Consider the following 16,359-nt stretch of genomic DNA (forward strand, 5'->3'; position numbering starts at 1 on the left):
CTCTTCGTTGCCGCCATGCTTCTCACCGTGCTCGGCCTCATGCCTGGCCTGCCTTTCCTGCCTTTCGTCGCACTTGCCGCCGTGATGGCAGGCATCGGCTACGCCTTGCCGCGACGTGCGCGCCAGCGGCAGGAAAAGCAACACGAAGTTCAGCGGCAAGAGCAGCTCTCGCAGGAAGAAGAAGAGCGCAACTCGGTCAAATCTTCGTTGAAGACGGCCGAGATCGAACTGCTCATCGGCAAGCAGCTTTCCACGCGACTTCTGGCTTCGCATCAGGAATTGGCCTATCGCATGGGCAAGATGCGCAAGAAGTTTGCCGCGCAGTACGGTTTCGTCGTGCCCGAAGTGCGTCTGACCGACGACTATTCCATCCCGCCCAAAAGCTACCGCATCAAGATCCACGGCACCGTGGTGACAGAGTATCAGATGCGCGTCGGCGAACTGCTCGTCCTGGTTGGCAACAACCGGATGCCCGACATGCCTGGCGAAGAGGTCAAGGAGCCAGCGTTCGGCATGCGCGCCTTCTCGGTGCCGGAAATGTTCAGCGACGACCTGAAACGCGAACGCTATGCCTTCGCCGACAACATGTCGGTCCTGCTGACCCATCTCAGCGAAGTGATCCGAAACAACCTGCCGCAACTTCTGTCCTACAAGGACATGAAGGCGCTCATCGAACGGCTCGATCCCGAATACCGTAAGCTCGCCGATGAAATCTGCTCCTCGCACATAACCTATCCGGGTTTGCAGGCGGTGCTCAAACTTCTCCTGGCTGAGCGCGTCTCTATCCGCAATCTCCATCTCATCATCGAGGCCATTGCCGAGATCGCGCCGCATATCCGCCGCACCGAGCAGATCGTCGAGCATGTCCGCATCCGCATGGCGCAGCAAATCTGCGGCGACCTGACCGAAGGCAACACGCTCAAAGTGCTCCGGCTCGGGGGTCGCTGGGACCTGGCCTTCCATCAGGCGCTCAAGCGCGACGCCAAGGGCGAAATCCGAGAGTTCGACATCGATCCGCGCCAGCTCGAGGAATTCGGGCAGGAGGCGAGCACGGCCATCCGGAAGTATCTGGACGCCGGCGAGCGCTTCGTGCTTGTCACCGCGCCCGAGGCGCGGCCCTACGTGCGCATGATCGTCGAACGACTGTTCCCGACGCTGCCTGTACTCAGCCATGTGGAAATGGCAAAAGGCGTCGAACTCAGCGTGCTGGGCTCGATTTCGTAATGCCGGACCCACGCTCCCTGGGAGCCAGAGCGTCGGCAACCTGATACGATGCTCGAAACCCCGCTCCTCGCCGCGTTTCTTGCCTTCTGCCGTATCGGCGGCTGCTTCATGCTCATGCCCGGGCTATCGAGCGTGCGCGTGCCCATGCAGGTGCGCCTGTTCGCTGCCGTGGCGGCCACGCTTGCCATGCTCGCTCATCTTTGGGATCTCATCACACCGCACGTGTCCGACGAACCGGGGCCGCTTTTCCTGCTGATCGCCTCGGAACTTGCCATCGGCGCGCTGATCGGTCTCATCGCCCGCGTCTACGTCCTGTCGCTGCAATTTATCGGCACCTCCATGGCCATGTTCATGGGCTTCGGCATGGCCGCCGGCGGCACCGCGATCGAAGAGGCCGAACCGCAGCCACCACTTACCGCGCTCATCTCGCTCTCGGCACTAATGCTGCTCTTCGTTCTCGATTTTCACCACCTGATCATCCGTGCGTTGGTGGTCTCGTACGAACTGGCGCCGATCGATAGCCTGTTCGACCCGCAATCCGCACTGACCGACATCACCGACACGCTTTCCGACGCATTCTTCGTGATGCTCAGGCTCGGCAGCCCCTTTCTCGCCTACGCGATCCTGGTGAACCTCGCCATCGGTTTCATCAACAAGCTCACGCCGCAGATCCCGATCTACTTCATATCCCTGCCATTCGTGATCGCGGGAGGCATCATTCTCCTCTATTTCGCCATCCCCTCGCTGCTCGGGCTTTTCGCCGAGGGGTTCTTTCCGATCTTCGAGGGACGTTAGGCATGTCGACACCACGGCAGAAACGCCTGCGGAAGCTTGTATCGGTGATGGAACGCCTCAAGAACTATCACCAGGCACAACACGCCGCGCACATGGCCGAAACCGTAGCTGCGGAAGAGGAAGCCAAGTCCATCACCGACACGCTCGACACCGGCACCACCATGACGGCCCTTTTTCCCGACCTTTATCATCGCCGTGTCGCAAATGCGCTTGAGCGCAGCCGCTCGAGTGCCGAACGCGCCCGGCAGGAAGCGCAAAGCATCATGCAAGCGGATGCGCGTGGCAACGCTTTGGCACGCGCCTATCGCGAGGCCACAAACATGGAAGAACGCAGCAGCGCCGACAAGGAACGCCTCGAATTCATCGAACGCCGCAGAACGGGCGAGACTTAAGCCTCCCACAAGCTTGTTCTGGGAATATGCCGTTTACAAACACGAACGATGGAGGACGCCTTGGCGATATCGCCTCCCGGCGACATTGTCTTGAATGTGGCGCGCGCCGCAGACCCGGCCAAAGCCGCAGCCGCGAAAGAGCGGCTTGAGGCGAAGTCGGGTGTAAGCGCCAGTTTTTCGACAGTGATCGACACGCGGCCCATCAGTCCAATGAAGGCTGGCGCAAACGCGCCGTCCGATGTCGAAAAGAAGTTCGAGGCGATGGTTCTTCAGAACTTCATGCAATCGCTCCTGCCGGAGGAGACCTCCGCCGTTTACGGCGAGGGACTGGCCGGCGAGATGTGGCGCTCGATGCTGGCCCAGCAGCTCAGCGAAACACTGGCCGAGAAGGGTGGCATCGGCATCGCCCGCAATGTTTTGCGCGACTATACGGTCGAAAACGAGCACCGCGTGCCCGTGGGCGCGGTCTCGCAGACGCCAGAGCAGCAAGAAGCCGGCAGACGGGCTCTGCTTTCCACCGCTATGGTCGAGGAGATCGAGCGGCACGCGGCCAAGACGCTGGGCGGGAACCCTACACCGACCCGCAATGACAAAGAGAGCTGAAGTACAGAAACGGAACGAAACCATGTACGATATGACCTCCGCAGCCAATTCCGAGAAAGCCTCTCTGGCCATGAACCAGCATGGTGGCGCGAGCGCCCTGGCGATCATGCGCCGCATCGAGGAAACAATCGACGCCGAGACCGATGCGATCCGCAACGATCCCGCTTTCGATCTCAAGGCGTCCAATGCGCGCAAGAGCCGTCACCTTTACGAGTTGACGCGCGCGCTCAAGGGAGCAAACGAAGCGGGCCTTGCCAACGCGCATCGTGACGCGCTGGTCCGGTTGCGGGACAAGCTCGCTGATAATGAAGCCACTATCCGCGCGCATATGGGCGCCGTCAACGAAGTGGCGGAGCTCCTGCAAGACGCCATCGAGCGCGCGCAGACCGACGGCACCTATTCGCAACACGAATTCGGCCAGGCCGCACCCACATGATAAAGTTCGTCTTCGCCGCCCTGTGGATCTGCGCGGTGTCGGTTGGAACGATGCTTTATTCGTTCCAATTCTCACAGGCCAAGAACAACGCCGAACCCCCACCCGCTTTCTTTGGCGGCCTCGATTATGTGAGCACGGACGTGATTTCGGTGCCGGTCGTCAAGACCGGGGCGGTAGACGGCTATTTTCTCACGCGCCTGTCTTATTCGATCGACTCAAAGAAGCTCAAAGCCCTGAGCATTCCGGTAGAGGCCATGTTGGTGGATGAGATTTACTCTCATCTTTATGCCAACCCCGCCATCGACTACGCGAGCAAGGATGGTTTCGACGTTTCCGCGTTCCGCGACGGATTGGTCGAAAGCATCAATGCGCGGGTCGGCGAGGAGCTGATCCACGAAGTGTTCATCGAACAGGCCGATTATCTGTCCAAGGCAGAAATCCGCAACCAGTCAGCAAGAAGCCGGCTTGGCCCGGAAACTTCAGGCCCCAATGCACTGGAAGCGGATTCCACGGCATCGCAGCCAAGCAGCCACTGAACTCCCCCGCCGGCGTCTTCACCTGCCGCAGCCCATTTGTCAAAGCCCGAGAATCGCACCGATTTTCGGGCGCGTTTGTTTGTCAGAAGCTTCTCGCCTGTGATACCGGAAAAGGGGGATTTTGGGGGCGCTTATCGCCACCAGCATCGATCTTTTCCATTTGTAATATAAGAAATATAACTTTGAAAATTTGAAATAGTATAAAGAATAAATATTATTCATAAGCTATATAATTATGCGAAATTCCGCTTCATAACGCATTTTTATATCCAAATGCCTCATTCCTGTCCAAAATCGATCTGTTTAATGCAGATATAAGGCGTTGCCTTATACAGCAAACAATGTAAACAGTTCCCCGCTACTGCAATTATCCTGAAATTTTTAATCGGGACGCGGGGGGCACTGTTTCGTTGCCGCACTATGTGCGGGCCGAAAGAGTATATTTGGAGATTTATAGTGACGATGACGCACCCCTCGGCCGATATTTCGCCGCCGATCCCGGACAGGGAATGTCTGGAAGCTTTTGATACAGACACCAACAATCCCTGCTTACCACCTCTGGCAACGGCTATTGGATACAAACTGCGCCGCGCGCAGCTCGCCGTCTTCCAAGACTTTCAGAAATCGTTCGCTTCGGTCAAACTGCGGCCAACAGAATTCGCCGTACTCTCTCTGATCGCGGCAAATCCCGGCCAGAAACAGACTGAAGTGGCAGAGCAACTGGGCATCAAGCGCGCGAATTTCGTCGCACTGATGGATTGTCTGGAAAATCGCGGGCTCGCGGAACGCCGAAAGGGCGATATCGACCGCCGTTCGCATTCCCTGCACCTTACATCCAAAGGCGCCGACTTCATCTCCGATATTTCGAAGCTCTGGGCACAGCACGAAAAACGGATCATCGAGAAACTGGGCGGAGAGGACAATCGCGATGCGCTTATTGCACTCCTCGATCGTCTGTTGGCAAACAAGAAACGCACCCCACTGCCGCGTCGATGAAAACCGACAAAAGACGTTGACGTAAACGTCAAATAATGTCTAGTGTCTGGCAACGGGTCTCCCTGCGTCAGTCGGGCAGAGCCATGAAAACGCAGCATATCCGGTTACAGGGAGAACATGTATGGGGATGGACGCGATTGCCGAGAAAGTGAAAGCGCGTGTTGCAGATTCGGATTTCGCCCGATCGGTGAAGTTCGATTGCGGCGATGACGGCGTGATTGTCATCGATGGAAGCAGCGTTTCCACCGGAGACGGCGAAGCCGATTGCGTTATCAGCCTTTCCAAGGATGACCTGGAGGCCATGATTTCGGGCGATCTCGACCCCACATCGGCCTTCATGCAGGGAAAACTCAAAGTGGACGGAGACATGTCCGTTGCAATGCAACTCAGCCAAGTGCTGTAGTCGCAAGATCGCAAAGACGAGACCTTTGGGCGGATCGCTTTTTGAGCAAAAGCGATCCGCCCTTTCTCATATTGAAAAGCCTTTTTACGCCACAAGCCCGTGCGCGCGACTGCGTATGCTCATCTTTCGTCCGCAGGCTCGCAAGGTACCCGTGGCACCGGCGAGCGCCCCTGGAACAAGTTCCAGAGCCAGGAAGCGCTCCGTCTCGTAGGGTCCCGGCATCGCAAGCGCGCGCGTCGGCGCCGAGGAGAAGCCGAACCGCTCATAATAGACGGCATCGCCCACCAGAAGAACTGCCGGATGCTCCAGCCTCCGTGCCTCGGCGAGCGCGTGGCGCATCAGAGCGCTCCCGACTCCGCATCCGGAAAGTGCGGTCTCCACAGCCAACGGCCCGAGCAGAAGCGCGGCCTGTCCACCTGTGCCCAAACGCACATTCCAAAGGCGGACAGAGCCGATCAGACGGCCTTCGTCGTCACGCGCGACAAACGCCAACCCCTCCGCCGGCAACCGGCCCCGGCGCAACGTCTCCGAGGATTTGAGCTTGCGCTTCGACCCCATGACGCGATCGAGCAAGGCTTCGCGTTCGGTCAGGTCCTGCGCGGTTTCACAAAGAATCGAAAAAGCAGGGGCATCCACCCCGCCGACAACAACCTGGTTCATGGCCTTCATCCTTGAAGCCCGAGAAATCCAGCCCGCGCAAGGATGCGCGGGCCACGCAATCTGTTTGTCAGATTACGTAGGATCGAAGCGGCTCGAACCCATTGAAGGCCACAGACGCATAAGTCGTGGTGTAGGCGCCCGTTCCCTCGATCAGAACCTCGTCGCCTATGGTCAACGACAACGGCAGTGGGTACGGAGTCTTCTCGTACATCACATCGGCGGAATCGCAAGTCGGGCCGGCCAGCACACACGGTGCGGTTTCGCTGCCGTCGTGGCGGGTTACGAGCGGATAGCGGATCGCCTCGTCCATGGTCTCGGCCAAGCCGCCAAATTTACCGATATCGAGGTAGACCCAGCGCACATTGTCGTTGTCGGCCTTCCTGGAGATCAGAACGACTTCCGATTTGATGACGCCTGCATTGCCCACCATGCCGCGGCCCGGCTCGATGATTGTCTCTGGAATGCGATTGCCGAAATGCTTGCGCAGCGCCGAAAAGATCGCCTGGCCGTAGGCCTGAGCCGCCGGAACATCACGTAGGTAGCGCGTGGGGAAACCACCGCCCATATTGACCATCTTGAGCACAATGCCCTCGTCCGCCAGCGCGCCGAACACGGCGCGAGCGTCCGCCAACGCGCGATCCCAGGCATCGAGATCGGTCTGCTGCGAGCCGACATGGAAGGAGACGCCATAAGGATCGAGGCCGAGCGCGCGGGCATGGCGCATCACGTCGACAGCCATGGCCGGCGCACAACCGAACTTGCGCGACAGTGGCCACTCCGCGCCAGCACCGTCCGTCAGGACGCGGCAAAACACACGCGAACCCGGTGCCGCGCGGGCGATTTTTTCTACCTCTTCCTGACAGTCCACCGCGAACAGGCGAATGCCGAGTTCGTAGGCGCGCGCCACGTCGCGCTCCTTCTTGATCGTGTTGCCGTAAGAGATGCGGTCGGGCGTAGCGCCAGCATTAAGTGCCATCTCGATTTCTGCGACAGATGCGGTGTCGAAACTCGAACCAAGCTGGACCAGCAGACGCAGGATTTCCGGCGCCGGATTGGCCTTCACCGCGTAATAGATCCTGGAGTCGGGCAGCGCCTTCTCGAAAGCGCAGTAATTGTCACGCACGACATCGAGATCGACGACCAGGCAGGGGCCATCGGGACGGCGGGTGGCGAGGAAGTCGAGAATACGCTGTGTGGCCATGTTTCTCTCCATTTGCGGCCCTTCCGGCCGCACGACTGAAGCTTCTGACTGCAGGCGCATTTACGCGCCTGCGGTGGACAAAGGAGCGGCATACACACCTTGGAGCCGGCAGGTGGAGAGCACCGGAACCAGGGCCATGCGATGACGCGCAGCGATGCATTCCGCCTTGCGGCGAAGATGCGCTTTGTCTGCCTCAGCTTTGGATGGGAGATCCCAACCGCACTGCCGGCAATGAAGGTGTGCCTCTTCAGTAACCCCGGTTTTTGGACAACCGGCAGACACCAGAAAGGCCCGCACCGTCGTTGCTTCAAGATGTCCTCGGTCTAGCGGTTGGCCGTAAGACCGACTGGAGTGGTTAAATCCAGGTACCGTACCGGTTTCCTCGCCATTTTCGAGGTCCGGCGGACACCCACAGGCACGTGCGACTTTGGGCAGCGCCGATATAGTGGCATCGTCTGTCACAATCAACGAAAAATTTTGTGTGCTTGAAAAAAAGGGCGCGAATGCCAACCTGTTGCGCCAAGGCGGACGAGGAAAATGAAGATGACAAAGATGCGCGATACGCTGAACGCATTCCTCGATTATGCCGACGCCCCCGCCCCGGCAAGCGGAGACGGCCCGCTCCTGGGACTGACACTTGGTGTGAAGGACATCTTCGACGTCGCCGGTTATCCAACCGGTGGCGGCAATCCACACCGTGCCGAACTTCATCGATCTGCCATGAGCACGGCACCTGCAATTCAACGGCTGCTCGATGCCGGCGCACAGTTCATCGGCAAGACTCAAACCGATGAATTGACGTTTTCGATGATCGGGCAGAACGCCCACTACCCACCACCGGTCAATCGCGCTGCGCCGCAACGGTTCACCGGCGGGTCATCTTCCGGCTCCGCAGCTGCGGTCGCAGGCGGTTTGACCGACATTGCCGCCGGGTCCGATACCAACGGCTCGATCCGCATCCCGGCTTCCTATTGCGGACTGATCGGGCTGCGAACGACCCATGGGCGGATTCCGCTCGAAGATACGATGCCTCTCTCGCCATCGTTCGACACATTCGGCTGGTTCGCACGGGATGCGGCGACCTATGGCCGCGTCGGCGAGGTTCTGCTAGGCGACGATCCGCACACAACGCGTCTGACACGTCCGGTGCGTGTTCTGGAACTCGAAGCTCTTTTGTTCGGGGAACAAGAGCGGGCGGCATACGGTGCGATGCTTCACACCTGCGCGCATCATTTCAACCGGGAAACCGTCTTCCTTGCGCTGCCCGGTTCGGTGAAAAGATTGTTCGCCTGTTTCCGCACAATCCAGGCCTACGAAGCCTGGCAAGTGCATGGAGATTTTATCCGAAATGCCAAACCGGCACTCGGTCCCGGCGTTAGAGAACGGTTCGAACACGGAAGCCGGATCAGCGCCGAAACGGTCGCCAGTGCGCGCGTCGAACGCCAGCGCTTCCAACAGGATTTCGCCGCGCTGTTCGATGACGATATGGTGTTGGTCATGCCGACGCAGCCCACCGTCGCACCCTTGAAAAGCGCGACACGGGAGGAGCTCGACCGCTACCGCCAGCTCGCGCTCACGCTCACCTCCATCGCCGGTCTTCTCGGCTGGCCGCAGATCACCATTCCCCTTGGCCAGGTGCACGATGCCCCGTTCGGCGTTTCGCTTCTCGGACCCGCCGGCAGCGACCGGCAACTCATCCGCCTGACCGCCGATATCCTCTCCGGAAGCTGAAGGACACTCCCTTGGATACACTTAGCCGTATGCGCGCCTTCGTTGATGTGGTCGAAGCGGAGGGTTTTTCCGCCGCTGCCCGTAAAGTGGGCAAATCGAAAGCTTTGCTATCGAAATATGTGCGCGAGCTCGAAGACGAACTGGGCGCGCTTCTGTTGAACCGGACAACCAGGCAATTATCGCTCACCGAAGCCGGCCATACCTATTTCGCCCGCACCGTCGAATTGCTGCGCGACGTCGAGGATCTCGCCGAGGCGGTGCGCGATTCCTCCGGCGATGTCCGCGGCCGGATCAAGCTTTCGGCACCGCGCACATTCGCGGACGCCCCTATCGGCCAATCGCTCATCGATTTCGCCAAGTCGTACCCCGACATTACTCTCGACATCCACCTCGACGACCGTTTTGTGGATTTGGTGGAAGAAGGGTTCGACCTCGCCATTCGTATTACCAAGCTGGCCGACTCCTCGCTCATCGCCAAGCGTCTGGCGCCTTTCCGCGTTGTACTGTGTGCCTCGCCCGAACTGATCGCCGTTCACGGCGAACCCAAGGTTCCGGAAGACCTGACGCACCTGCCCTGCATCGTCGATACCAATGGCCGTTATCGCCAGAACTGGCCCTTCAAAGCAGACGACGGCGATACGATCAACGTCCCTGTGACCGGGCGTCTGGAGGTGAACAGCCCCATGGCGGCACGTGCCGCCGCTCTCTCGGGACTTGGATTTGCAATCCTGCCCGATTTCATCGCCGACCCGGAGATCAGCGCCGGCCGCCTGGTGCCCCTGCTTCAGGAAAACAATTTCGACGGCGCCGGCATCTACGCGATTTATCCACATCGGCGCTATCTGCCAGCGAAAGTCCGTGCATTTGTGGACCATCTCGCCCGGTGGCTGAAGGAAAATTATCCGAACAAATGACACCCCGTCCAATTTCTGCCGGGTTCGTGTACAAGACAGCATCAACCAGATGGGAGCGGGACCGTTTCAAATGCCGATTCGCAATGATTTCACCCTCAAAGCCGGCATTGCTTTCTTGTCTCTTACGTGTACCGTTCCCGCCTTCGCCCACCCACACGTCTTCGCCGAGGCCCGCCTCGACGTAAACGCCGATAGCGATGGCACCGTCTCCTCCCTGCATCACGTCTGGCGGTTCGACGATCTTTTCTCCAGCACGGTCCTCGTCGAGTTCGACAAAAACCAGGACCTCGCGCTCGATCAAAAAGAGTTGGAAGAAGTGGCGAGCGTCGTTCACGGGTCGCTCGCCGACTTCAATTACTTTCAGCTCGTCACCCAGGGCGGCAAGGACGTGCCTATGCAGGCGCCTGAGCGGCTTATTGCCGATTTCGTCGACAACCAGCTCATCATTCTGTTCGAATCGAAACCCGAAAAGCCGCTGCCCCTTACCGGCAAGGTCGCGTTCGGTGTTTACGACCCCACCTTCTACACAGCCATCGACTTCGTTGAAGACAGCTACATGACCGTCAACAATCTTCCGGCCGACTGCACGAGCAGCGTTGTCCGACCGGATCCCGATGAAGCGATCGCCCAGAACCAGCAAACCCTGACGGACGCCTTCTTCAACGATCCAACCGGCAACGACATGAGCAAAATCTTCGCAACTCGCCTGGAGTTAACCTGCAGCAAGGACAGCTGACCTCATGCTCCTATCCCGCCGTGTCATCGTCGTCACCGCTGCAATCACTCTTGTGGCCGCCGGCGCCGCAATGGCGCAAAGCTCCCTCGGTATCGGCGCGGCGGAACCGGCCATCACGCCCGCGGGCCCTTTCGCCAGCACATTGCAGTGGATCAACACACAGCAGCAGGCGTTCTACCGGACACTGACCGGAGCGTTGAAGGCAATGCGCGAAGATGGCAGCAAATTGTGGGTGCTGATCGGCCTTTCTTTTGCCTATGGTGTGTTCCATGCGGCCGGGCCCGGCCACGGCAAAGCGGTCATCTCCTCTTACATGCTGGCCAATGAAGTGGCGCTCAGGCGCGGTGTCGTCCTCTCGTTCGCCTCCGCGCTCTTACAGGGGCTCACAGCAATCGCGCTTATGGGCGTCGTGTTCCTCGCCCTACGCGGCACATCCATCTCCATGACCGATGCCGCCTGGTTTCTCGAGACGGTCAGCTTCGGCCTGATCGCCGCCTTTGGCGCCTGGCTCTTGTGGCGCAAACTGTCGGGCCCGATCCGCGCCAACCTGCCTGTTCCGCAGCCCATGCACAGTCTTTCTGCCGCTCATGTTCATGAGCATGCGCACGATCACCACAGCCACGATCACTCCACCTGCGGCCACGACCACCACACCGCCCACGGGCACGCCCATGATGATCACGATCATCATCACCACAATCATGCCCCGGGGGAGGTCTGCCCCACCTGCGGCCATTCACATGCTCCCGATCCCAGCATGCTTACGGGCGAACGCTTCGACTGGAAGACAGCGAGTTCGGCCATCGCCGCCGTAGGCATACGTCCCTGCTCGGGCGCACTCATTGTGCTCACCTTCGCTTTTCTGAACAGCCTCTGGATCGGCGGCATCCTTTCGGTGATCGCCATGTCCATCGGCACGGCCATCACCGTTTCGGTCTTGGCGATTTTGGCTGTAACGGCAAAGAACTGGGCTGTGGCACTGTCCGGCGGCAACCGGACGAGCAATCGCATTCACAATGCCATCGAGATCGGCGGCGCAGCACTGGTGATGGTTCTGGGCCTTACCTTGCTGGCCGCAAGTCTTGCGGTCTGATACGGAAACGTGCCTCTCAATCCCGCTTTCGCTGAGCGCGGGCGCGCAGCCAGAACACCATGAAAAACGCCAACACAAAAAGGACGGCAACCGCTCCTGCGATCCAGGGCGAATAGGCGCCGATCGCGAGCATGATGCGTGGCATCAGATAGGCCACGAGACCGAAGCCGATGAGGATGAGCGCGGCTGCAATGGCCGCCTTACGATTTTCCGACAAGTGATCCTGCCTGTCCGTTCGCCGGCGCCTTCAGAGTCAGGTCCGGAAGGCCTCCAACCGTTTCTTCTGACGGCCTTCCTTATCGAAATTGGCGGGATCAAGCCATGCGTCAAATGCACTTTTTAGCGCCGGCCACTCGCAATCAAGAATAGAATACCAGGCGGTGTCGCGGCTTTCGCCTTTCATCACCATGTGCTGACGAAAAACGCCTTCATGGGTGAAGCCGAAACGCTCGGCCGCGCGGCGTGACGGCAGATTGGCGTTGTTGCATTTCCACTCGAAGCGCCGATAGCCCAGATCGTCGAATATGTGACGAGCGAATAGATAAAGCGCCTCGGTCGCCCGCGCCGTGCGCGAGATGCCAGGTCCCCAGTAGATGTTCCCCGCTTCGATAACGCCATTGGCGGGGTCGATGCGCATCAAAGCCTGCCGCCCGCCGATGCGGCTCGTCTCCCGGTCGACCACGGCATAGAAAAACGGGTCCGCGCTCGCCGCAGCTTTCTCAAGCCAGGGTGTGAACGCTTCCCGGCTTTCTGGCGGATACTCGCCTAGCCAGCGAAAACGCTCCTGAGCGTCGGCAACGCTGGAAACGGCAAAAAGACCGTCGCCATGGCACACCGGGTCGAGTGGCTCCAACCGCACTGTGCGTCCCTCCAGAACCTGGCGCGCGGGACGCGGTCTGGCTGTCCAGTTGGAAATGTCGCTCTTCATGTCGTTTCTCTCCAGCCCTGTCTGCCCATCCATCTGCAAAACATGATTGGGGGCGGCCTGGAAGGCCCAGCACTCTGCTTCGGTCTGCACCAGATGACGGTCAACAATGATGGCGGAAAACGGGCGGGGCGGTCACTGGTCGACCGCCCCGTTTCGAACCGTGCTTGGGAGGAGGAAAGCCGATCCGACAATCGGAATCCTACGCGCCAAATCGTTAACGTTTACTTAACGGGTTGGCTCAAATCCTCGCTATCGCGTCACGATCTCAGGCCCCATAAGGCTATATGGCAGCCATGTTGACATAACCGGCACATAGGTCACGAGTATCAGGAAGATAAACAGAACCAGTACGAAGGGTGCGGCGGCCCGCACCACCTGGATCAGGCTCATGCCAGTGATGCCGCTCGTAACGAACAGATTGAGCCCGATCGGCGGCGTGATCATGCCGATTTCCATGTTCACCACCATGATAATGCCGAGATGAACCGGGTCGACACCCAGTTCCATGGCGATGGGAAACACCACCGGTGCAACGATCAGGAGCAAGCCCGAGGGTTCCATGAACTGACCGCCCAAGAGAAGGAGAAGATTCACCGCAATCAGGAAGGTGAACCAGGTGAAGCCGGCATCGACCATAAGGCTGGTGATTGCCTGGGGAATGCGTTCGGCGGTCAGCACATGCGCGAAGAGCAGTGCATTGACGATGATAAACATTAGCATCACCGTGGTGCGAGCCGCATCGACAGTCACCTTCCGCGTCTCCTCGTTGAAGAAAGCACGCAGCACGTTGCGCCCCATCAGCCCGAGGTTGCGCCGCCAGATCGGCAGGCTCGATGCCAATAGGCCGGGCAGACCGCCAAGTCCCTCCTCGCCACCGCGCCATAAAGCATAGGCCAGCATGGCGGCAAGCGAGAGGCCGACGCCAGTCAGCGTGCGTCCCTGAAGTGTGACGCCCTCCCAATCCGCAGTCAGGAAAAATGTCAGGATCATCCAGACGAAAAAGAATGCGAGCGCATAGACGGTGGCCGAAAAGCCCACCCGTGCCCGGATGCCGTCCTCTTCCTTCACCCAGCGTTCGCCCTTCATGGGCCCCATGTCGCGGTAGACGAAAAGCGCAACCACGAAGGAATAGACGGCCGCGACGGCGGCCGCTTCGGTCGGCGTGAAGACACCGCCATAGATACCGCCCAGAATAATGATAATCAGAAACAGTCCCCAGCCGGCCTGCTTGCCGCCTTCGATGATCTCATGGAACCCTTTCCAGTCCTCGGCCGGCAGATTGCGCACGCGCGCCATTACATAGATGGCGATCATCAGCATCAAGCCGGCGACCACTCCGGGCACCACACCGGCCAGGAACATGCGTCCGACCGACACGTCCGTCGCCGCAGAATAGACGACCATCACAATGGACGGCGGGATGAGAATACCCAGGGTGCCGGCATTGGCGATGATGCCGGCGGCAAACTCCTTGGAATACCCCACCTGCCGCATGCCGGCGATGGCAATGGTGCCGATGGCCACCACGGTCGCCGGCGAGGAGCCGGAAAGTGCCGCAAACATCATGCAGGCGAGAACCGATGCCATCGCCAGACCGCCCCGAAAATGTCCGACGGCAGCGATCGCGAAGCGGATAATGCGACGCGCCACCCCGCCCGTCGACATGAAGGCCGAGGCGAGGATAAAAAACGGAATCGCCAGAAGCGTATAGTTCTGCGAGGCTGTGAAAAGTTGAAGGGCCACCGAGGATATGGAGTCGCTTGAAAAGAAAGCGATGATGCACAGCGACGATAGCCCAAGCGCCACCGCAACCGGAACGCCTGTAAAGAGCAGGAACAGGACGAGAATGAACAGAATGGCTGGTTCCACCGCCGCTACTCCTTCAACGCGTCTTTGTTTTCGGCCACCAGTTCCTCGGCTTCGTGTCCCGCGATGATGAGGTCGCGCTCACCCCTGACGATGCCGGCCACACCCTGCAGCGCACGGAAGGCCAGAAGCGCCAGGCCGATAGGCAACATGAGATAGGCCACCCAGCGCTGCACGCGATCCTGCAAGCCGAATGTCTCCTGCATCCACAACGGATAGCGCAGGTCGTCGAGTCCGGTGCCGCGGTCGAACATGAACGTCCAATAGCCGATGGCACCGGTCTGGCGCCAATTGGTCGAAACGTCCGCTCCCACCAGTGTCAGCCAACCCGCATAGAGCAATATGAAGGCGTAGAGGAACACACATAGAGCGCCGAAAATCGCCGCCGTTCTGAAGAGCCGCGACGGCATCAATCGGATAAAGGCATCGACACCCAGATGAATGCCGTTCTTCACGCCGTAACTCATGCCGAAAAGGATCATCCAGGCAAAGAGAATACGCGTGAACTCAAGCGCACCGCCCCAACCACTATTGAAACCGTATCGCGCGACCACCTGGGTGAAAGAAACGAATGTAATGGCAGCCAGAAGAATGGCGAGGACATTCTCCTCGAACCGTCCGACGGCATCGGGATAGCGCCGTTCCCAAAGGAACATGACTGCCACGAGGGCGACAAGCCCGAGCGCCGGCCATAAGAGCACCATAACTTTTCTCCCGGAGAGAGCTGCTACAAGACCGCCCGCTTGCAGGCGGACGGTCCTGAGAGCACGACGAGGGGAAACGCCGCGCTTGGGTATAGGCTACAGGATCAGGAACCGCTGGAAGCGGCAGACTCGATCAGCTCCTTGCCGATGTCGCCCTCGAACTTTGCCCAGACGGGTTTCATGGTCTCGACCCATTTGGCACGCTGTTCGGGCGTCAGCTCGCGAATCGTACCGCCGGCGTCCAGAATGTTCTGGCGACAGGTGTTCTCCTGGTCCGCCACATTGGCGTTGGCCGTTTCCGTGACCTCTTTGACGATCGTCACGAACTGGTCGCGTACGGCCGGATCGAGCCCTTCGAGCCATTCGGTCGAGGTTACCAGAAGATAGGCGAGGAGTTGGTGATTGGTTTGCGTGATGCCGTCCTGCACCTCGAAAAACTTCTGGGTGTAGATGTTGCACCAGCTATTTTCCTGGCCATCCACCACGCCGGTCTGCAATGCACCGTAGACTTCCTTGAAAGCGAGTTTCTGCGCCGAAGCGCCCATCGCCTCGATCATGGCAACGGCCACGTCCGAGGTCTGCACGCGGAATTTCAGCCCCGCCGCATCCTGCGGCTCGATAAGCGGTTTGCCAGCGGAAAACTGCTTGAGGCCCGACGACCAGAAACCGAGGCCGGAATAACCTTCGTCTTCCATCACGGTCAGCAGTTCCTGCCCGTCATTCGAGGTGGTAAAGGCGTTCACCGCGTCGAGAGTGGGAAACAGAAAGGGAAGATCGAAAAGCCGGTATTTCAGCGTGTAGGCCTCGAACTTCGCAAGCGACGGTGCAGCCAGTTGCACATCGCCGAGAAGCAAGGCCTCCATTACCTTGTCGTCATCGTAAAGCGTCGAGTTCGGGAACACTTCCATGCAGGCGGTTCCGTTCATCTCGTCATTCACCCGCTCCGCAAGGAGCGTCGCCGCATCGCCCTTGGGGTGGCCCTTGTCGGCAACCACATGGCTGAACTTGATAACCATTTCGCCATCGTCGCACTGGGCTTGCGCCTGGCCTGCGAACACGGTCAGGGTGAGCGCCGATAAGGCACCGATCAAAAGTCGCATTGGGTCTCCTCCACTCTGCACGGCCCGCAACTTACTGCAGG

19 protein-coding genes are annotated in these 16,359 nt (G+C 59.4%); 12 read left to right on the top strand and 7 right to left on the bottom strand.

Annotated elements, in window-relative coordinates:
• The 8 genes from QZ638_RS01985 to QZ638_RS02020 form a co-directional block, all read left to right on the top strand.
• Positions 1-1,224 (top strand): FHIPEP family type III secretion protein (locus tag QZ638_RS01985; RefSeq protein ID WP_295806223.1); only part of this gene is annotated, 1,224 nt, incomplete at its 5' end.
• 48 nt (positions 1,225-1,272) lie between these two features.
• The gene (gene fliR, locus QZ638_RS01990; RefSeq protein ID WP_295806225.1) at positions 1,273-2,019 is read left to right on the top strand and encodes a flagellar biosynthetic protein FliR; all 747 of its coding nucleotides are present in this window, start codon (positions 1,273-1,275) and stop codon (positions 2,017-2,019) included.
• A 2-nt stretch (positions 2,020-2,021) separates the two neighbouring features.
• A complete protein-coding gene (locus QZ638_RS01995; RefSeq protein ID WP_295806227.1) occupies positions 2,022-2,411 on the top strand; it encodes a hypothetical protein in 390 nt (129 codons plus the stop codon).
• 60 nt (positions 2,412-2,471) lie between these two features.
• Positions 2,472-3,014 (top strand): rod-binding protein, encoded by a 543-nt coding sequence (locus QZ638_RS02000; RefSeq protein WP_295806229.1) that lies wholly within the window; start codon positions 2,472-2,474, stop codon positions 3,012-3,014.
• 22 nt (positions 3,015-3,036) lie between these two features.
• Entirely contained in the window at positions 3,037-3,450 is a 414-nt protein-coding gene (locus tag QZ638_RS02005; RefSeq protein ID WP_295806231.1) for a hypothetical protein, read from the top strand.
• Entirely contained in the window at positions 3,447-3,986 is a 540-nt protein-coding gene (locus tag QZ638_RS02010; protein ID WP_295806232.1) for a hypothetical protein, read from the top strand. The genes QZ638_RS02005 and QZ638_RS02010 overlap by 4 nt, the downstream gene beginning before the upstream one ends.
• 420 nt (positions 3,987-4,406) lie before the next feature.
• Positions 4,407-4,982, top strand: coding sequence for a MarR family winged helix-turn-helix transcriptional regulator (locus QZ638_RS02015; RefSeq protein ID WP_295806234.1), 576 nt, complete (start codon positions 4,407-4,409; stop codon positions 4,980-4,982).
• 121 nt (positions 4,983-5,103) lie between these two features.
• Positions 5,104-5,385, top strand: coding sequence for an SCP2 sterol-binding domain-containing protein (locus QZ638_RS02020; RefSeq protein WP_295806236.1), 282 nt, complete (start codon positions 5,104-5,106; stop codon positions 5,383-5,385).
• A gap of 84 nt (positions 5,386-5,469) precedes the next feature.
• Here QZ638_RS02020 and QZ638_RS02025 read toward each other — a convergent pair whose 3' ends face one another.
• Both QZ638_RS02025 and odc2 read right to left on the bottom strand, forming a co-directional pair.
• On the bottom strand, positions 5,470-6,045 hold the full coding sequence (locus QZ638_RS02025) for a GNAT family N-acetyltransferase (RefSeq protein WP_295806239.1): 576 nt from the start codon (positions 6,043-6,045) through the stop codon (positions 5,470-5,472).
• A 67-nt stretch (positions 6,046-6,112) separates the two neighbouring features.
• Complete coding sequence (odc2, locus tag QZ638_RS02030) at positions 6,113-7,246, bottom strand: ornithine/lysine decarboxylase (RefSeq protein ID WP_295806240.1); 1,134 nt, start codon at positions 7,244-7,246, stop codon at positions 6,113-6,115.
• 543 nt (positions 7,247-7,789) lie between these two features.
• On the opposite strand from odc2, the gene QZ638_RS02035 reads away from it, so the two are divergent.
• The 4 genes from QZ638_RS02035 (at position 7,790) to QZ638_RS02050 (ending at position 11,720) form a co-directional block, all read left to right on the top strand.
• Positions 7,790-8,977, top strand: a complete 1,188-nt coding sequence (locus QZ638_RS02035) for an amidase (RefSeq protein WP_295806242.1) — start codon at positions 7,790-7,792, stop codon at positions 8,975-8,977.
• Positions 8,978-8,988: 11 nt separating this feature from the next.
• Positions 8,989-9,891: a LysR family transcriptional regulator gene (locus QZ638_RS02040; protein ID WP_295806243.1), complete on the top strand. Its 903-nt coding sequence runs from the start codon at positions 8,989-8,991 to the stop codon at positions 9,889-9,891.
• Between the two features lie 70 nt (positions 9,892-9,961).
• The gene (locus tag QZ638_RS02045; RefSeq protein WP_295806245.1) at positions 9,962-10,627 is read left to right on the top strand and encodes a DUF1007 family protein; all 666 of its coding nucleotides are present in this window, start codon (positions 9,962-9,964) and stop codon (positions 10,625-10,627) included.
• Positions 10,628-10,631: 4 nt separating this feature from the next.
• Entirely contained in the window at positions 10,632-11,720 is a 1,089-nt protein-coding gene (locus tag QZ638_RS02050) for a nickel/cobalt transporter (protein WP_295806247.1), read from the top strand.
• Positions 11,721-11,736: 16 nt separating this feature from the next.
• On the opposite strand, the gene QZ638_RS02055 is transcribed toward QZ638_RS02050, so the two are convergent.
• The 5 genes from QZ638_RS02055 to QZ638_RS02075 form a co-directional block, all read right to left on the bottom strand.
• Positions 11,737-11,937, bottom strand: coding sequence for a hypothetical protein (locus QZ638_RS02055; RefSeq protein ID WP_295806248.1), 201 nt, complete (start codon positions 11,935-11,937; stop codon positions 11,737-11,739).
• A gap of 36 nt (positions 11,938-11,973) precedes the next feature.
• A complete protein-coding gene (locus QZ638_RS02060) occupies positions 11,974-12,648 on the bottom strand; it encodes a GNAT family protein (RefSeq protein ID WP_295806250.1) in 675 nt (224 codons plus the stop codon).
• 249 nt (positions 12,649-12,897) lie between these two features.
• Positions 12,898-14,517: a TRAP transporter large permease subunit gene (locus QZ638_RS02065; RefSeq protein WP_295806252.1), complete on the bottom strand. Its 1,620-nt coding sequence runs from the start codon at positions 14,515-14,517 to the stop codon at positions 12,898-12,900.
• A gap of 5 nt (positions 14,518-14,522) precedes the next feature.
• Positions 14,523-15,218 carry a TRAP transporter small permease gene (locus tag QZ638_RS02070; RefSeq protein WP_295806253.1) on the bottom strand — a complete coding sequence of 232 codons (696 nt, stop codon included), beginning with the start codon at positions 15,216-15,218 and terminating at the stop codon, positions 14,523-14,525.
• A 104-nt stretch (positions 15,219-15,322) separates the two neighbouring features.
• Positions 15,323-16,318, bottom strand: coding sequence for a DctP family TRAP transporter solute-binding subunit (locus QZ638_RS02075; RefSeq protein WP_295806255.1), 996 nt, complete (start codon positions 16,316-16,318; stop codon positions 15,323-15,325).
• Positions 16,319-16,359 lie beyond the last annotated feature (41 nt).

Origin of the sequence: uncultured Nitratireductor sp., assembly GCF_913053745.1 — a bacterium.
Classification (GTDB): Bacteria; Pseudomonadota; Alphaproteobacteria; order Rhizobiales; family Rhizobiaceae; genus Nitratireductor.

Bases quoted from the DNA above. Each gene is read 5' to 3' on its own strand.
- fliR (WP_295806225.1), top strand. From the start codon at position 1,273: ATGCTCGAAACCCCGCTCCTCGCCGCGTTTCTTGCCTTCTGCCGTATC.
- QZ638_RS01995 (WP_295806227.1), top strand. From the start codon at position 2,022: ATGTCGACACCACGGCAGAAACGCCTGCGGAAGCTTGTATCGGTGATG.
- QZ638_RS02005 (WP_295806231.1), top strand. From the start codon at position 3,037: ATGTACGATATGACCTCCGCAGCCAATTCCGAGAAAGCCTCTCTGGCC.
- QZ638_RS02010 (WP_295806232.1), top strand. From the start codon at position 3,447: ATGATAAAGTTCGTCTTCGCCGCCCTGTGGATCTGCGCGGTGTCGGTT.
- QZ638_RS02015 (WP_295806234.1), top strand. From the start codon at position 4,407: ATGTGCGGGCCGAAAGAGTATATTTGGAGATTTATAGTGACGATGACG.
- QZ638_RS02020 (WP_295806236.1), top strand. From the start codon at position 5,104: ATGGGGATGGACGCGATTGCCGAGAAAGTGAAAGCGCGTGTTGCAGAT.
- QZ638_RS02025 (WP_295806239.1), bottom strand. From the start codon at position 6,045: ATGAACCAGGTTGTTGTCGGCGGGGTGGATGCCCCTGCTTTTTCGATT.
- odc2 (WP_295806240.1), bottom strand. From the start codon at position 7,246: ATGGCCACACAGCGTATTCTCGACTTCCTCGCCACCCGCCGTCCCGAT.
- QZ638_RS02035 (WP_295806242.1), top strand. From the start codon at position 7,790: ATGACAAAGATGCGCGATACGCTGAACGCATTCCTCGATTATGCCGAC.
- QZ638_RS02045 (WP_295806245.1), top strand. From the start codon at position 9,962: ATGCCGATTCGCAATGATTTCACCCTCAAAGCCGGCATTGCTTTCTTG.
- QZ638_RS02050 (WP_295806247.1), top strand. From the start codon at position 10,632: ATGCTCCTATCCCGCCGTGTCATCGTCGTCACCGCTGCAATCACTCTT.
- QZ638_RS02060 (WP_295806250.1), bottom strand. From the start codon at position 12,648: ATGAAGAGCGACATTTCCAACTGGACAGCCAGACCGCGTCCCGCGCGC.
- QZ638_RS02070 (WP_295806253.1), bottom strand. From the start codon at position 15,218: ATGGTGCTCTTATGGCCGGCGCTCGGGCTTGTCGCCCTCGTGGCAGTC.
- QZ638_RS02075 (WP_295806255.1), bottom strand. From the start codon at position 16,318: ATGCGACTTTTGATCGGTGCCTTATCGGCGCTCACCCTGACCGTGTTC.